We start from the raw sequence: 15,732 nt of genomic DNA, 5'->3' as shown, positions 1-15,732 counted from the left end.
GTTTTGTCACCCCCCCGCGCTTGCTATTTTGCCCCCGTGTCCTTTTCCCCCCGATGTCGCCGGGGAGCCTCGGACAGGCGCTCTACTTCGCGGCCGGTGTCACGGCTCCTCGACCCAGTGGACCGCTGCCTCCTCGGCGCTGGCGCCGGCGCCGTCGATGCCCGCGTCGGTGCCGTACAGGTCGTTCTGGCGGTTGCCGTCCTCGGCCGCGTAGCTGCCGGGGTCGGCGTCGGGGTCGGAGACGAGCCGCCCCGCACGTGAGGTGTCCGGGCGGTCGAGCGGGTCGGCCTGCCACACGTCGGGCTCTTCCTCGCTGAGGCGCTGGTCCATCGGCTCGCCGTGGCGCTCCTCCCAGCTCGTCTCGCCCCAGTGGTTGCTGCGCGGGCGGTCGGGTGGTGAGTAGCCCTCGTCGAGGTTGTCCGCGAGGCCGCGGCTGAGCAGGGTGTCGTCTGAGGTGAGCTGGTCGGTGTCGCCCTCAGCGAGCCCGTCCGGTCCTGGCATGGTGGCTGGGGTTTCCTCGGTCATCCTCCTACCGTTGCACCAGTTCCGCGCAGACGCCACAGGCAGGACGTGTCGAACCTCATGCACCTGATCTTGTCGCGTGACCCGCTTCGCTTTGACCCTTGGGGAAGCGGCCAGGTACTCTAATGAGTCGTTGTGCTTTGTCACGACGTCCTGCGTAGGCACCGAGCCCACTCGTGTGCCGACGAACGGCCCGGACGTCACTCTGACCCCCGCGCACAACGACCTGACTCTTCGGGCGCTGCTTCTCGCCCGACGACACCGAAAACGAAAAGGTTACGAACCGTGCGTACGTACACCCCCAAGCCCGGCGACGTCCAGCGCGACTGGCACGTCATCGACGCGACCGACGTCGTCCTGGGCCGCCTGGCAAGCCAGGTCGCCATTCTGCTGCGCGGGAAGCACAAGCCGACTTTCGCTCCGCACGTCGACGGTGGTGACTTCGTCATCATCATCAACGCGGACAAGGTCGCGCTGAGCGGCAACAAGCGCGAGACCAAGCTGGCCTACCGCCACTCGGGCTACCCGGGCGGCCTCACTGCCACCCCGTACGGCGAGTTCCTGGACACCAAGCCGGAGCGCGCCGTCGAGAAGGCCGTGCGCGGCATGATCCCCAAGACCTCGCTCGGTCGGACGCAGATGACCCACCTGAAGGTCTACGCCGGCTCTGAGCACCCGCACACGGCGCAGCAGGCCAAGCCGTTCGAGATCACCCAGGTTTCGCAGCAGGCTTGAGCCGCTGCCGGATCGCAACGCTGAAGGACGCGAGGACACCACAGTGGCCGAGACCACCGTCGACATCGAGCAGGACGCCGAGGCGCCCAGCTCTTACACCACCGAGACGACTGCGCCCGCAACGCGGGGCTCGTCCATCACCGCCCCGGCTCAGGCCCTCGGGCGCCGTAAGGAGGCCGTGGCGCGCGTGCGCCTCGTCCCCGGCACCGGCACCTGGAAGGTCAACGGTCGCACCCTCGAGGAGTACTTCCCGAACAAGGTGCACCAGCAGCTGGTGAACTCCCCGCTGCAGCTGGTCGAGGTCGAGGGCCGGTTCGACGTCATCGCCCGTATCACGGGTGGCGGCACGTCGGGCCAGGCCGGTGCTCTGCGCCTGGGCATCGCCCGTGCGCTGAACGAGATCGACCGCGACGCCAACCGCGCTGAGCTCAAGAAGGCCGGCTTCCTCCGGCGCGACGACCGTACGGTCGAGCGCAAGAAGGCCGGTCTCAAGAAGGCCCGCAAGGCTCCGCAGTACAGCAAGCGCTAGAGCGCTGACGACAGCCGGAGCGCAGGCCCGGGCCGAGGTACGAGGCCCTGGCTTGTGGTTCGGCCGAGGAAGCGCTGCAGACAGCACAGTCAGCGCATGGCTGGATGGCCCTGCCGAACAGTGTCGACACTGTTCAGCGGGGCCATCTGCATTTGCCGGCAGGTGCCGGTGGCCCGCTACGGTGGGATTCGAACGATCTGAGGAGAACCGGCATGGGCAGGCTGTTCGGCACCGACGGAGTTCGGGGCCTCGCCAACAAGGACATCACCGCGGAGCTGGCGCTGGAGCTGGGCGCAGCCGCGGCGCGGGTACTGACCGCGCAGGGTGAGCTGCTGGGGCCGCGTCCGCGCGCGGTCGTCGGGCGCGACACGCGCGCCTCCGGCGAGTTCCTCGCGGGCGCCGTCGCCGCCGGTCTTGCGTCCGCCGGCGTCGACGTGGTGATGCTGAACGTGCTGCCCACGCCCGCGCTGGCGTACCTCGTGACCGAGCTGGAGGCCGACCTCGGCGTCATGGTCTCCGCCTCGCACAACCCGATGCCGGACAACGGCATCAAGTTCTTCGCCCGCGGCGGTCTCAAGCTCGACGACGCCGTGGAGGACGCCATCCAGGCCACTCTCGGCGACGACTGGGACCGCCCCACGGGCGCGGACGTCGGACGCATCCGCACGGACGGCCAGGCCGCCGCCGAGCGCTACGTGCGCCACCTGACCGACAGCGTCGGCACCACCCCGGACCATCGGCCGCTCGAGGGCCTGCGGATCGCGCTCGACTGCGCCAACGGCGCCGCCAGCGAGGTGGGCCCGCAGGCGCTGCGCGCCGCGGGCGCCGACGTCGTCGTGATGAACGCGAGCCCGGACGGCCGCAACATCAACGAGAAGTGCGGCTCCACGCATCCAGAGCAGCTGCAGGCCGTCGTCGTGGCGTCCGAGGCGGACTTCGGTGTCGCGTTCGACGGCGACGCCGACCGCTGCCTCGCCGTCGACCACACCGGCGCCATCGTGGACGGCGACCAGATCCTCGGCATCCTCGCCACCGCGCTCAAGGAGGAGGGTCGCCTGCCGGGCGACACCCTCGTCGTGACGGTGATGAGCAACCTCGGCCTGCTGCTCGCGATGCGGGAGCGCGGCATCACCACCGTGCAGACCGCGGTCGGCGACCGGTACGTGCTGGAGGAGATGCGCGCAGGAGGCTTCAGCCTGGGCGGAGAGCAGTCCGGCCACATCATCCTGGCGGACCATGCCACGACCGGCGACGGCGTCCTCGCGGCGCTGCACCTCGCGGCGCGGGTCAAGGCGTCGGGCAAGCGACTGGGTGATCTAGCGGGTGAGATCGAGCGCCTGCCGCAGACCCTCGTCAACGTGCGCGGGGTGGACAAGTCCCGTGCGGGCACGGACGAGGGCGTCCAGGCGGCCGTGCTGGACGCGACGACGCGGCTGGGGGACACCGGACGGGTGCTGCTGCGCCAGTCCGGCACGGAGCCGCTGGTGCGCGTGATGGTCGAGGCCCCGGCGCAGGACGAGGCGGACAAGGTCGCGGACGATCTGGCCGCCGTCGTGCGGGAGCGGCTCGCGCTGTAGGGGTAGGCGGGACCGGCGTGAACACCCCGTGAATGCTTGGGAAGCGGGGTTCTACCAGGGGCACCCCTGATGCTTTTCAGGGGCGCCCCTTGCGTAGGCTGGCACCAGGCACTAAGAAGTGCTCTCCCCGCCCCCGGGCGCCGCCCTGACCGTTCGCAGGGGTAGCTCCCGACGAGACTCTCGAGGTCCCGTGCTCGATCTCATCTCCACCGTCCTGAGCGCCACCGAGGCGTGGATCCTCGCGATGGCCGCCTCGCCGTGGATCTACCCGGCGATGTTCGCCTTCGCGACCATCGACGGGTTCTTCCCGCCGCTGCCCAGCGAGTCCGTGGTCATCACCCTCGCGGTCTCCGCGCACACCACGGGCACGCCTTGGATGTGGCTCGTGCTGATCGCGGCGGCGGCAGGGGCGTGGGTGGGCGACCAGATCGCGTACCAGATCGGGAAGATGATCGGCACCGACCGCGTGCCGTTCCTGCGCAACCGGCGTGGGCGCAAGGCGGTCGCCTGGGCCGAGCGCGCGCTGTCCCGGCGCGGCGCCTCGTTCATCCTGGCGGCGCGGTACATCCCGATCGGCCGCGTGGCCGTGAACATGACGGCGGGCGCCGTCGGCTATCCGCGGCGCCGGTTCATGGTGATCGCCGCTATCGCCGCGGTCATGTGGGCGCTCTACTCGGCGGGGATCGGCCTGGTCGCCGCCCAGTGGTTCGGCCACAACCCGCTGCTGGCCATCGGTATCGGCGTGGTCCTTGGCGTCGCGATGGGCTTCGTCGTTGACGTCATCGTGGGCTGGTTCTCCCACCGGCACCTCGATCCCGACAAGACGGCGCGCGCGACGGACGGCTCGACGGGCACCGAAGAGCAGGCCGACGGCGTCAGCGCCGAGGCCGTCCGCGCCGACGAGAAGGTCACCGTCCCGGCGGACGGCGACGACAAGCCCCGCGACGGTCGCTGACCGGCTAGAGCTTACGGAGGCGGACCCGCTGCACCGCGTGGTCCGATCCCTTGGTCAGCACCAGGGTCGCGCGGCCCCTGGTCGGGATGATGTTCCGCTCCAGGTTCGGCGCGTTGATGGACTCCCAGATCTTCATGGCCCGCTCCGTCGCCTCCTGGTCGGAGAGCGAGGCGTACCGCCGGAAGTAGGAGTCGGGTTTGGTGAACGCGGTCCTGCGCAGCTCGAGGAACCGGTCCACGTACCACTGCCGGATGTTCCGCGTGCGGGCGTCCACGTAGATCGAGAAGTCGAAGAAGTCGCTCACGGCGACCGTCGACTCGTCGACCGTGGACGGCCGGGCCGGCTGCAGCACGTTGAGGCCCTCGACGATGAGGACGTCGGGCTTGCGGACCACCATCTCCTGGTCGGGCACGATGTCGTAGATGACGTGCGAGTACACGGGTGCCCGGACCTCGGACTGCCCCGCCTTGATGCGGGACAGGAACCGGATCAGGGCGCGCCGGTCATACGACTCGGGGAAGCCCTTGCGCTCCATCAGGCCGCGCCGTTCGAGCTCGGCGTTCGGGTAGAGGAACCCGTCGGTGGTGATGAGCTCGACGCGCGGCGTCTCGGGCCAGCGGGCGAGCATCTCGCGCAGGACGCGCGCCGTCGTCGACTTGCCGACGGCCACCGAGCCGGCCACCCCGATGACGTACGGGGTGCGGGGCGGATCCTCGTGCAGGAAGGTGGACGTCGCGTCGTGCAGGCCGGCGGTGGCCTGCACGTACAGGTTGAGCAGGCGCGACAGGGGGCGGTAGATCGCGTCGACCTCGGCGAGGTCGATCGGGTCACCGAGACCGCGCAGGCGCTCGACGTCCTCGTCGGTCAGCGGCAGCGGAGTGGAAGCCGACAGGCGGCTCCACGCCGCACGGTCGAGATCCACATAGGGCGAGGACGGGGCGAGGGCCAGCAGGTGCTCGCTGAGGTCCGTCGTCGGAAACTGGGAAACCACCTGCAGCATTGTGCCCCAACCGGGCGCGGGAATCTCCACCGGCCGGTGCGCGACCTCGCGCGGCGCCTGCGGTGCCGCCCTGTGAGCCCGGTCATGGGGGCAGGCCCGGACGCTCGCTAGACTCGCCCGCATGTGTGGGATTGTGGGTTACACGGGAACTGCTTCGACTATCGCGGACGGCAACGCGTCAGGTGCCGCCGCGCCGTCGGGCATGCCCCTCGAGGTGGTGGTCGAAGGGCTCCGCCGGCTCGAGTACCGCGGGTACGACTCGGCAGGCGTCGCGCTCGTCGCGCCGGGGCTGGACGGCGTCGCCTGGGCCAAGAAGTCGGGCAAGCTCGTCAACCTGATCGAGGCACTGGAGCAGAACCCGCTGCCCGCCGCCACCGCCGCGATCGGCCACACCCGCTGGGCCACGCACGGCGGACCCACCGACGCGAACGCCCACCCGCACCTGGCCGACGACGACCGGCTCGCCGTGATCCACAACGGCATCGTCGAGAACTTCGCCCAGCTCAAGGCAGAGCTGCTGGCAGACGGCGTGCCGTTCCGGTCGGAGACCGACACGGAGGTCGCCGCTCATCTGGTGGCCAAGGCGTACCGCGAGACGGGCAACCTGACGGAGGCCATGACGGTCGTCGCAGGGCGCCTGCACGGTACGTTCACGCTGCTCGCCGTGCACGCCGACGCACCGGAGACGGTGGTAGGGGCGCGGCACGACTCCCCGCTCGTGGTCGGGCTCGGCGAAGGCGAGAACTTCCTCGGTTCCGACGTCGCCGCGTTCATCGCGCACACCAAGGAGGCCCTCGAGCTGGGCCAGGACCAGGTGGTGACCATCACCCCGACGTCGGTGGTCGTCACCGACTTCGACGGCAAGCCCGCCGACGCCAAGCGCTTCACGGTCGACTGGGACGCGGCCGCCGCCGAGAAGGGCGGCTTCGACTCCTTCATGGACAAGGAGATCCACGACCAGCCGCAGGCTGTCGCCGACACGCTGCTCGGCCGGACGGACGCCTCCGGCGCCCTCGTGCTCGACGACCTGCGCATCGACGAGTCGGTGCTGCGCGCGGTGAACAAGATCATCGTCGTCGCCTGCGGCACGGCCGCCTACTCCGGGCACGTGGCCAAGTACGCGATCGAGCACTGGTGCCGCATCCCCGTCGAGGTCGAGCTGGCGCACGAGTTCCGCTACCGCGACCCGATCGTCGACGAGCGCACGCTGGTCGTGGCCGTCACGCAGTCCGGCGAGACCATGGACACCCTGATGGCGGTGCGGCACGCGCGTGAGCAGGGCGCCAAGGTGATCTCCATCGTCAACACCCACGGCTCCACGATCCCGCGCGAGTCCGACGCCGTGCTCTACACGCACGCAGGCCCCGAGATCGCCGTCGCCTCCACCAAGGCGTTCCTCGCGCAGATCACCGCCGCCTACGTGCTGGGCCTGTACCTGGCGCAGCTGCGCGGCAACAAGTTCCCCGACGAGATCGCGATGCTGCTCGACGAGCTGCGGGCCATGCCGGCCAAGATCCAGACCGTCATCGAGCGGGGCGAGTACGTCCGCGCGACCGCCCGGTCCATGGAGAAGTCCGACAAGGTCCTGTTCCTGGGGCGGCACGTCGGGTTCCCGGTCGCCCTGGAGGGTGCGCTCAAGCTCAAGGAGCTCGCGTACATCCACGCGGAGGGCTTCGCGGCGGGCGAGCTCAAGCACGGCCCGATCGCCCTGATCGACGAGGGCCAGCCCGTCTTCGTCGTCGTGCCGTCGCCGCGCGGGCGCGACTCCCTGCACTCCAAGGTCGTCTCCAACATCCAGGAGATCCGGGCGCGCGGCGCGCGCACCCTCGTGATCGCGGAGGACGGCGACGACGCGGTGCGTCCGTACGCCGACGAGATCTTCTGGATCCCGCAGGCGCCCACGCTGCTCCAGCCGCTGCTGGCCGTGGTGCCCCTGCAGATCTTCGCGATGGCGCTGGCTACCGCCAAGGGTCTCGACGTGGACCAGCCGCGCAACCTCGCCAAGTCCGTCACCGTGGAGTAGCCGAGCGACCGGGTGCCGTCCGGCGCTCGCCGGTCGGCACCCCGCGGACAGCCGGTGTGGCACGCTCGGCGGCGTGGAACTCAAGAAGCTCTCCGACGACGTCGAGATCATCAGCCGCGTCTACGCGCGGGTGCACGGCATCGAGCGCACCGACGACTGGCTGGTGCTGAAGCTCCACGAAGAGGTCGGTGAGCTCACGCAGGCGTTCCTCAACCTGTCCGGTCGCTCGCGCGACCGCGGCCTGTCCGACGACGCGACGCGGGACGCGTTCCGCGGCGAGGTCGCGGACGCCCTGGCGCAGCTGCTGCTCGTGGCCCGGAGGTTCGACGTCGACCTGAACGAGGAGCTGGAGCGCAAGTGGTTCCGCTGGCGGCACCTCGTCCAGCCGGAGGACACCGTGGGCATCCGGGATGTCGGTGACCCCGTCTAGCCTCAGGCTGACGAGAGGGGCGTACATGGCGTTCGTGGAGGTTGACGGGGTCCGGGTGCACTACGTGGAGCAGGGTTCTGCAGGGCCTGGGGTGGCGACCGTGGTGCTGGTCCACGGGTTCCCGGTGGACCAGCGGCTCATGGCCGGCGCGTTCGAGCCGGTCTTCGCGGACCGGCCGGGCTGGCGTCGCATCTATGTCGACCTGCCGGGCATGGGCGGGACGGTGGCGCCGGAGGTGGCGAGCACCGACGACGTCTTCCGGATCCTGCGGGGCGCTGTTCAGGCGCTCGTGCCGGAGGGTCCGTACGCCGTCGTGGGGCAGTCGTACGGCGGGTACCTGGCGCGAGGGCTCGCCGCCGCCGACGCCGGACGAGTGGCCGGCCTGGCCGTCGTGGTGACCGTGGTCGAACCGCGCCACGAGCTGCGCGAGCTCCCGCGGCGCCAGGTGCTGGTCCAGGATCCGTCGCTCATGGAACGGGTCGGGGCGGAGACGCTCGCGGCGGAGGAGGTCCTCGTGGTCCAGACCGAGGAGACCTGGGCGCGGTCCCGGCAGGAGGTGGACCCCGGCCTGGCCGCAGCCGACCCGGAGGTGGTCGCCCGGGTCGAGGCGCACTACGCGGGGAGCTTCCCGGTCGAGCCGGTGCCGTTCGACAAGCCGGCGCTCGTGCTCGTCGGGCGGCAGGACTCGATCACCGGATACCGCGACGCGTGGGGGCTCGTCGAGCACTACCCTCGGGCGTCCTTCGCCGTGCTGGACCGCGCGGGGCACTCGCTGCACCTCGAGCAGCGTGGCCTGTTCGAGGCGCTCGTCGGCGAGTGGCTGGACCGTGTCGACGAGGCGGGCGCGGCGTGAGCGTGGGCCCGCGCAGGGCGGCCGAGCGGTCAGCCCGACACGGCGACGTAGACGAGCAACGTGAGGATGGCGGCGATCATGACGCCGAAGACCAGGACCATGACCTTGGGGAAGGGCAGCTTGTCGTCGTCCGCGGGCATGGCAACCTCCTGAACACAAAAGATGACGCGCCGCGGACAGGACGCGGGCGCGCTCTTTACCGTTACGTTACTGTGACATGGTGCCCCAAGTCGGGCATCCTGCGCAAGGCCGCAGTCGTGGGGCGGGACGGCACCCGCGGCGGTCGGCAGCCACCTAGGCTGAGCCAATGATCATCGGGACGGGCATCGACGTGGTCGACGTGGCCCGGTTCATGGAGACGCTCGACCGGACGCCACGGCTGCGCGAGAAGCTGTTCACCGAGGTGGAGCGTGAGCTGCCGCCGTCGTCCCTGGCAGCAAGGTTCGCGGCGAAGGAGGCCATCGCCAAGTCGCTCGGCGCCCCGGGGAACCTCCGGTGGCACGACGTCACCGTGCACCGCACGGTGGGTGGCCCGCCCCGGATCGACGCGAGCGGCACCGTCGCCGCCCGCGCCGCGGAGCTCGGTGTGCGCACCTGGCACATCACGATCTCGCACGACGCGGGCATCGCGTCGGCCATGGTGATCGCCGAAGGCTGACCTCGCCGAGGTGGAACTGTGGCGAGGTAGAACCCTGGCGCCAGAGTTCTACCTCGCCAGAGTTCTACCTCGCCACAGTTCCACCTCGGCGGAGTGGGCTACTGGAGCTCGGGGATCACCTGCTTCTCGAAGAGCTCCAGGCCCGTCTGGTCGTAGGCGGCCTCCTGGAAGTACGTGATCGCGTACTCCAGGCCGCGCGAACGCATGTCCTGCAGCCGCTCGACGATCTGCTCGGGGGTCCCGACCAGGAGCCCGGTGCGCCAGGTGTTGATCTCCTGGTCGGCCTTCTCGGGGACCCACTTCCGCAGGTGCGCCTCGATCCAGCCCAGCCGCTCGGCGACCTCGGCGTCGTTCTCACCGATCACCACGTTGTAGTTCGCCGACCGGGTGATCTCACCGAAGTCACGCCCCACGTCCTTGCAGTGCGCCTCGAGCACGCTCGACTTGTGCACGAACCCCTCGGGGCTGCCGTCGAAGTTGGTGTACTGGGCGTGCTGCGCGGCGATGCGCAGCGTCTTCTTCTCGCCACCGCCGGCGATCCACAGCGGGATGGACGGCACCTGGGCGCCGCCGTCGCCCACCGGGAGCTGCTGCAGGGGCTGCGGGTAGCAGAGGGCGCCGTCCACCTGGTACTGCTTGCCCTCGAACGTGCCCGAGGAGCCCGTGCGCCACATGTTCGCCATGATCTGCACGCCCTCGTCGAGCGCTCGCAGGCGCTCGCCGGCGGACGGGAAGCCGTAGCCGTAGGCGCGCCACTCGTGCTCGTACCAGCCGGCACCGATGCCCATCTCGACGCGGCCGCCGGAGACCGCGTCGACGGTCGAGGCGACCTTGGCCAGGTAGGCCGGGTTGCGGTACGCCATGCACGTGCACATCTGGCCCAGCCGGATGCGCTGTGTCGCCGCGGCGAACGCCGCCATGAGGGTCCAGGCCTCGTGGGTGGCCTCTGTGGTGACCGCCGGGACTGTATGGAAGTGGTCGTAGACCCAGGCCGACTCCCAGGCGAACTCACCGCCGGGAACGGCCTCGCCTGCGGCCTGGTTCTCCGCGCGGTGCACGAGGGAAAGCATGGAAGCCCACTGGTCGGCGGGCGCGATGTCGACCAGGTCGAGGCGCCAGCCCTGCGGGATGAAGAGTCCGAATCGCATGGTCCGACCTTATGCCGACAGGGTTGCGGAGGGGAGGGGCCGTCCAATTCGCCCACAATCTGTCCCTCGGACGGCGGCGGAACCGGCACTATAGGGATGTGAAAGACGCGTGGAGTTCCGACGAGGTACGAAAGGCCGAAGAGCCACTGATCGCCGCCGGCGAGCCGCTCATGGCCAGGGCGGCGTACGCGCTGGCCCAGGCGGTGCTCCGTGAGGTGGCGGCGCCGCGGGCCGGGCGCGCCCCCGATCACCGGCTCGGCCGTCCGGCGACGGTCCGCCTGCGCGGCAGCCTCGGCTCCGACGGGCTCCCCGGCACCGCGCGCCTCCGCCCCGGCCGCGCGACCGGCCCCAGGGCCGACGTGCGCGGCGCGAGCGCTCTGCTGCTCGTCGGGCCCGGTAACAACGGCGGAGACACCCTGTTCGCCGGCGCGCACCTCGTGCGGCGCGGTATGACGGTCACCGCGGTGCTCGCGTCGGCGCGCGCCCACGAGGACGGCCTCACGGCGTTCCGGGCAGCGGGCGGAAAGGTGTTGACGCTCGCCGACGTCCGGGTCCCGGCAGTGGTCCAGGCCGCGCTCGCCTCCGACGTCCTGCTGGACGGTCTGGTCGGCGTCGGCGCGCGGGGCGCGCTGCGTCCCCCCGCCGGTGGCCTGGTCCGGACGCTCGCGGAGGCCCGCGAGAAGGCGGGGGAGCGCTGGCCGCTCACCGTCGCCGTCGACATCCCGAGCGGTATAGGCGTGGACGACGGCGCGGTGCCCGGGCCCGTCCTGCGCGCCGACCGCACGGTGACGTTCGGCGCGCTCAAGCCCGGCCTGCTCCTGCCGCCCGCTGCCCACCTCGCGGGCGACGTCGAACTGGTCGACGTCGGCTTCCCCACGGTCGCGGGCGCCGAAGGCTGGTCAGGCTCTGTGTGGGGAGTGGCGACGGGCAGGCACGCGATGAGCGGGACCGACCCGGCGTCGGGCCGCGTGCGGCGGATGGAGCCGGCCGACGTCGCCGGGCTGTGGCCCGTCCCCAGCCCGCACGACCACAAGTACACGAGGGGCGTGGTCGGTGTGATCGCGGGCACGAGCACTTACCCGGGCGCGGCGGTCCTCGCGACGTCGGGCGCGGTGCTGGCCGGACCCGGCATGGTGCGCTACCTGGGGCCCGAGGCGACCGGCGCGCGCGTGCTGCTGGCCCGCCCCGAGGTGGTCGTGGCGGGCGGCCGGGTGCAGGCGTGGGTGCTCGGGCCGGGTGTCCCCGCGCTCGGCCCCGACGACGACGGGCCGGACGACGACGGACAGGCCCGCCGGATCTTCGGGGCGCTCGCCGCGGTGACCGGAGTGCTCTCCGAGGACGTGACCGGCGGCAAGATGCCCGCCGTCATCGACGCGGGTGCACTCACCATGCTGGAGCACCGGCTCCCGGCCTGGGCGGTCCTGACCCCGCACGCCGGTGAGCTGGCAGAGCTGCTGCAGGGCCTGGGGCACGACGTCGACCGCGCGGCGGTCGAGGCGCAGCCGCTGCGCTGGGTGCGTACCGCGCACCAGGCCACCGGTGCGACCGTGCTGCTCAAGGGCGCGATCACCGTCGTGGCGGGCCCGGGCGACGTGTACGCCCAGGCCGACGCGCCGGCCTGGACCGGCACGGCGGGGGCCGGTGACGTGCTCGCCGGGATCCTCGGGACGCTGCTCGCCGGCCGCTCCGCCGACGTCGTGGAGGACGAGGCGCTCGCGGCCCGGCTCGCGGCCGCCGCCGTGCTCGTGCATGGCCGGGCCGCGGCGCGGGCGTCCGCCGGTGGTCCCGTGACGGCGCTGGGGATCGCCCAGGCGGTGCCTGCCGTCGTCGCCGAGCTGTTGCGCGCCTGAGGCCGGGCGCGCCCCGGGCTATGGTTGCGGTGATGAGCCAACGTGTCGTCGCCTGGGGCCAGGAGCTTCGTGAGGTCCACCGGCGGTTGCGGGACGCACTCGCCGTGGCGCGGTCCGCGGTCGAGGACGGCGCGGAAGGACCGACGGCGGCGAGGGAGCTGCGGCTCTACTGCGTCGGCTTCTGCGCGGCGCTCACCGGCCACCACCGCAGCGAGGACGCGACGCTGTTCGACGTGGTGCTGGCGGACCGGCCCGAGCTGGCGCCCGTCGTCGCCGACCTGAAGCGGGACCACTCGATGCTCGACCACCTCCTGGGCGAGCTGGAGCGCGCCGCTCTGTCGGGTGCGGCGCAGGACGAGCTGCTGCGGCACCTCGACGGCATCGAGGCCGTCATGGAGACGCACTTCCGGTACGAGGAGAAGAAGCTGGTCGACGTGCTCGACGGCGCGGTGCGGTCCGACGTGGGCAGACAGGAAATGCTCGGCCCCCTGGCGTGACGCCCCACCCTTGGAATGAGACATTCCGCCTGGATTTGCGGGTGCGGAGTTTCCCTTACCTGTCCGAGATCCGCCAGTAGAGCCGTAATATCCCGTACCACACACTCATCCTGCACGATTCATCTCCTGTCATAGACTCCTGAGGCGCTACTGATAGACATTCATGTAAGTGGCGAATTGGGGTGTGCGTGCCATCAAGTAACGGGCCTTCCGTGGCGGTGCCTTCGGCAGTGCCGAGGGTATGGACGAACCAGGCAGGCAGCAGGGGGAGGGACCTCGTGGTCCACGGGCGTGATCGAGAGCTGCGGGTCATCGGGCATTTCGCAACCGACCTGGACCCGACGGTCCTGGTCGTGCGCGGACTGAGCGGGATCGGCAAGACCTCCACGGTGCTCCACGCGCTGAAGCAGGTCGGCGCCGGATCGTCGGCGGTCCGCGTGGTACGGCCGTGCTCGTCCCGGCCGTCCGCGCACGACCTGGACAACAGCCGGCGGGTCGACCTGTCGGCCTGGTCCGTGCCGGACGACCCGGCGGACGGCCCGGGCTTCGACGCGGCAGGGTTCCTGCGCGCGGTCTCGGTCTGGGCGGGCGACGGTGGCTCCGGGCCGCGCGTCCTCTTCGTCGACGACGTCGGGGTGCTGACCGCTGAGCGCGCGCGCTGGCTCCAGCACCTGGCGGACGAGGCGTACGGACAGGACTGGCGGGTGATCGCCGCGGTGCGGAGCATCGCGGTCGAGCCGCTCTCCGACGACGTCGAGGTGCTCGAGCTGGGCCCGCTCGACCGGATGTCCCTGCGTCGTGCGCTCGCGACGGAGATGAGCGCCCCGGTGGCGGCCGACGTCGTCGAGCACCTGCGCTGGTGGAGCGCAGGCAACCCGCGCCTCGCCCTCGAGCTCGCGGGCTCGCTGAGCGCCGCGGAGCTGCGCGGGGACGTCTCATGGGCCGGGCCCGAGACGGTGGGCTCGGCGGCCCGGCGCGCCTACCGCGCGATGCTTGCCGGGCTCGACCCGGCGACCATGACCGCGCTCGCGACCGCACCCCTCGGCGCCGCGGCGGCGCGCCGGGACGGCCGCTCGAGCGTGCGGCACCCGCTGCTCGCCCTGCTGTGCAAGGAGGTGCGGGGCGCGGACGGCCAGGTGGACGGCCGGGACGCCCTGGCACCGGATCGTGACGTCACCGACGCCGGCGCGCTGCTGAGGATCCTCGACGGGCTGCACCTCGAGGAGCTGCCCGCGCGCGCGTGGGCAGCCGTGGCGGCCGTGCCCGACCCGCACCTGGCGGCGCGCGCGGTCGGGGTGTCGCTCATGACCGGTCGCACCTGGCGGGACCATCTGGCCGGCTCGCTGGTGCCGGACGGGGTGGGCGCGGAATGGACCGACCATCTGTGGTGGCGCGACCTGACGGGTGTCGGCGCGGAGGCCCGCGCCGCGGGAGCACGGGTGGCCGAGGCACTGCTGTGCCTCGAGGACACGGGCGACCTGCCGGACCCCGGCGCGCTGCGGGCGGACCTGCGACTGATCGGGCCGACGCCCGGCCAGGACTGGGTCGGCGTCGACATCCAGGTACGCGCCCTCCTGACGCTGGGGGACGTGGTCGGCGCACGCGGACTTCTCGCCGACCACTCCGGCGCGACGCCGGACAGGGCGGTGGCGGAGATCGTCGCGCGCGACCTCGCCGCAGCCCGGGTGGCCGCGTTCGACGGGCGCGCGGTCGACGTCCGCGCGCACCTCGCGCACGCCACCGAGCTGCGCCCGTCCGTCGACGCGTGGCTGCCGGCCCGGGGTATGCGTGCCTCGGCGGACGCCGTCGTCGACGGGACCGTGCCTGGCAGCACGATGCCGGCGCAGGCGGGCAGCTGGTCGGCAAGGGTGCTCGGCGAGTACGCCGCGGACCTGGGCGCCGCCCACCTCGTCGTCGGACAGGCGGAAGGCGCGGTCGCGCTGCTGACCATCGCGCTCGAGCACTGCGCCTGGCCCTACCGGGGACGCGTGCAGGTGCGGTGTGATCTCGTGGAGTCCGTCATGGCTTCCACGCCGCCCGGCAGGGTGGGGCCGCGAGCCCAGCGGCTGCTCGACCCGCCGGTGGCACCCGAGGAACGGTCGACGCCCGATGTCGCCGCCGCCTACGCGAGGCTCGATGCGCTGCTGGCCGACGACGGTGTGCCGTCGGTAGCGTTCGAGACCGCGCTGCACGCTCCGTCAGCCCCCATGTCGCCGTGGCAGCGGGTTCGCATGCTCGTCGCGTACGGCCGGTACGCGGTGACGCGCGGCGGCCGCGCCACCGGAAACGCGATGCTCGACGAGGCGAGGACGCTCGTGCGGCTGGCCGGGATGGCGGGCTGGCTGCGGGGTATCGACGCCTTCCTCGCGGAGGCCGATGCGAGCGGTGGTACCGGCCCCGAGTGGGAGGTGCTCGGCACGCACGAGCGGGAGATGGTCAAGCTGGCGGTGCACGGTGCGACGAACTCGCAGATCGCTCAGGCGACCTTCGTGTCCGAGCGGACAGTCGTGAACCGGCTGCGCCGGGCCTACGCCACGCTGGGCATCCGGGACCGCAGGGACCTGGTGCGGCTCGCCGAGACCCGTCCGCCCGCTTGGCTTGCCGGTGGCTGACACGCGACCTGAACGCAAGGTTTTCACCTGCTGTTGGTAGGGTTTTTCACCCGGCATTTCGGACTTCCGTCACTTCTTTCCGCGCACGTGCATGCGGATGCCTTTATCGCTCCTCCTATCGATTCGAGCGCACGGCGAATTGCGTTGAGTTGCGTCAGCGCACGATTGCCGCTCCGCCTGGCAGGTCCCTGGGAATCACTGTTCTCTAAAGCCCGGGCACCGGTGTGTCATACGCCTCGCCCCAGCCGATTCCGGACGTGATCACGTACCGATCCGGACGCTTTCACTTGAAGCGTGTATATGGAGGAGTGAGTTCTCTTGAACCGAACGCAAGTACCGTCAG

Annotated in this window: 14 protein-coding genes; 11 read left to right on the top strand and 3 right to left on the bottom strand. The window is 71.5% G+C overall.

The window, feature by feature from the left end:
• Window positions 1-99 precede the first annotated feature (99 nt).
• Complete coding sequence (locus tag AB0I32_RS24240; protein ID WP_357510721.1) at window positions 100-525, bottom strand: DUF5709 domain-containing protein; 426 nt, start codon at window positions 523-525, stop codon at window positions 100-102.
• 282 nt (window positions 526-807) lie between these two features.
• Between AB0I32_RS24240 and rplM the strand changes: the two genes are divergently transcribed.
• From rplM to AB0I32_RS24220, 4 genes are all read left to right on the top strand, one after another.
• Complete coding sequence (gene rplM, locus AB0I32_RS24235; protein WP_116673612.1) at window positions 808-1,257, top strand: 50S ribosomal protein L13; 450 nt, start codon at window positions 808-810, stop codon at window positions 1,255-1,257.
• 43 nt (window positions 1,258-1,300) lie between these two features.
• Window positions 1,301-1,786 (top strand): 30S ribosomal protein S9, encoded by a 486-nt coding sequence (gene rpsI / locus AB0I32_RS24230; protein WP_357510719.1) that lies wholly within the window; start codon window positions 1,301-1,303, stop codon window positions 1,784-1,786.
• Window positions 1,787-1,998: 212 nt separating this feature from the next.
• Window positions 1,999-3,363: a phosphoglucosamine mutase gene (gene glmM, locus AB0I32_RS24225; RefSeq protein ID WP_357510717.1), complete on the top strand. Its 1,365-nt coding sequence runs from the start codon at window positions 1,999-2,001 to the stop codon at window positions 3,361-3,363.
• Between the two features lie 190 nt (window positions 3,364-3,553).
• A complete protein-coding gene (locus AB0I32_RS24220) occupies window positions 3,554-4,318 on the top strand; it encodes a DedA family protein (protein WP_357510715.1) in 765 nt (254 codons plus the stop codon).
• 4 nt (window positions 4,319-4,322) lie between these two features.
• Here the strand turns inward: AB0I32_RS24220 and coaA are convergent, their stop codons facing one another.
• A complete protein-coding gene (gene coaA / locus AB0I32_RS24215) occupies window positions 4,323-5,318 on the bottom strand; it encodes a type I pantothenate kinase (protein WP_357510713.1) in 996 nt (331 codons plus the stop codon).
• A gap of 121 nt (window positions 5,319-5,439) precedes the next feature.
• Here coaA and glmS point away from each other — a divergent pair, with 121 nt between their 5' ends.
• The 4 genes from glmS to AB0I32_RS24195 all read left to right on the top strand — a co-directional run bounded on the left by glmS (window position 5,440) and on the right by AB0I32_RS24195 (window position 9,282).
• Window positions 5,440-7,341, top strand: a complete 1,902-nt coding sequence (gene glmS / locus AB0I32_RS24210; protein ID WP_357510711.1) for a glutamine--fructose-6-phosphate transaminase (isomerizing) — start codon at window positions 5,440-5,442, stop codon at window positions 7,339-7,341.
• 73 nt (window positions 7,342-7,414) lie between these two features.
• Window positions 7,415-7,771 carry a pyrophosphatase gene (locus AB0I32_RS24205; RefSeq protein ID WP_357510709.1) on the top strand — a complete coding sequence of 119 codons (357 nt, stop codon included), beginning with the start codon at window positions 7,415-7,417 and terminating at the stop codon, window positions 7,769-7,771.
• A 25-nt stretch (window positions 7,772-7,796) separates the two neighbouring features.
• Window positions 7,797-8,624, top strand: coding sequence for an alpha/beta hydrolase (locus AB0I32_RS24200; RefSeq protein WP_357510707.1), 828 nt, complete (start codon window positions 7,797-7,799; stop codon window positions 8,622-8,624).
• Window positions 8,625-8,931: 307 nt separating this feature from the next.
• The gene (locus AB0I32_RS24195) at window positions 8,932-9,282 is read left to right on the top strand and encodes a holo-ACP synthase (RefSeq protein ID WP_357510705.1); all 351 of its coding nucleotides are present in this window, start codon (window positions 8,932-8,934) and stop codon (window positions 9,280-9,282) included.
• A gap of 98 nt (window positions 9,283-9,380) precedes the next feature.
• Here AB0I32_RS24195 and AB0I32_RS24190 read toward each other — a convergent pair whose 3' ends face one another.
• Window positions 9,381-10,430 carry an LLM class F420-dependent oxidoreductase gene (locus AB0I32_RS24190; RefSeq protein WP_357510703.1) on the bottom strand — a complete coding sequence of 350 codons (1,050 nt, stop codon included), beginning with the start codon at window positions 10,428-10,430 and terminating at the stop codon, window positions 9,381-9,383.
• 98 nt (window positions 10,431-10,528) lie between these two features.
• On the opposite strand from AB0I32_RS24190, the gene AB0I32_RS24185 reads away from it, so the two are divergent.
• The 3 genes from AB0I32_RS24185 to AB0I32_RS24175 all read left to right on the top strand — a co-directional run bounded on the left by AB0I32_RS24185 (window position 10,529) and on the right by AB0I32_RS24175 (window position 15,389).
• On the top strand, window positions 10,529-12,280 hold the full coding sequence (locus AB0I32_RS24185) for an NAD(P)H-hydrate dehydratase (protein ID WP_357510701.1): 1,752 nt from the start codon (window positions 10,529-10,531) through the stop codon (window positions 12,278-12,280).
• Window positions 12,281-12,312: 32 nt separating this feature from the next.
• Window positions 12,313-12,777, top strand: a complete 465-nt coding sequence (locus tag AB0I32_RS24180; protein ID WP_357510699.1) for a hemerythrin domain-containing protein — start codon at window positions 12,313-12,315, stop codon at window positions 12,775-12,777.
• A gap of 278 nt (window positions 12,778-13,055) precedes the next feature.
• The gene (locus AB0I32_RS24175) at window positions 13,056-15,389 is read left to right on the top strand and encodes a helix-turn-helix transcriptional regulator (RefSeq protein ID WP_357510697.1); all 2,334 of its coding nucleotides are present in this window, start codon (window positions 13,056-13,058) and stop codon (window positions 15,387-15,389) included.
• Window positions 15,390-15,732: the final 343 nt, after the last annotated feature.

It is taken from the genome of Promicromonospora sp. NPDC050249, assembly GCF_040656015.1.
In the GTDB taxonomy this organism is placed as follows: domain Bacteria; phylum Actinomycetota; class Actinomycetes; order Actinomycetales; family Cellulomonadaceae; genus Promicromonospora.
Note: the sequence above shows the minus strand (reverse complement) of the source record. Positions and strands in the feature narration are given on the sequence as shown.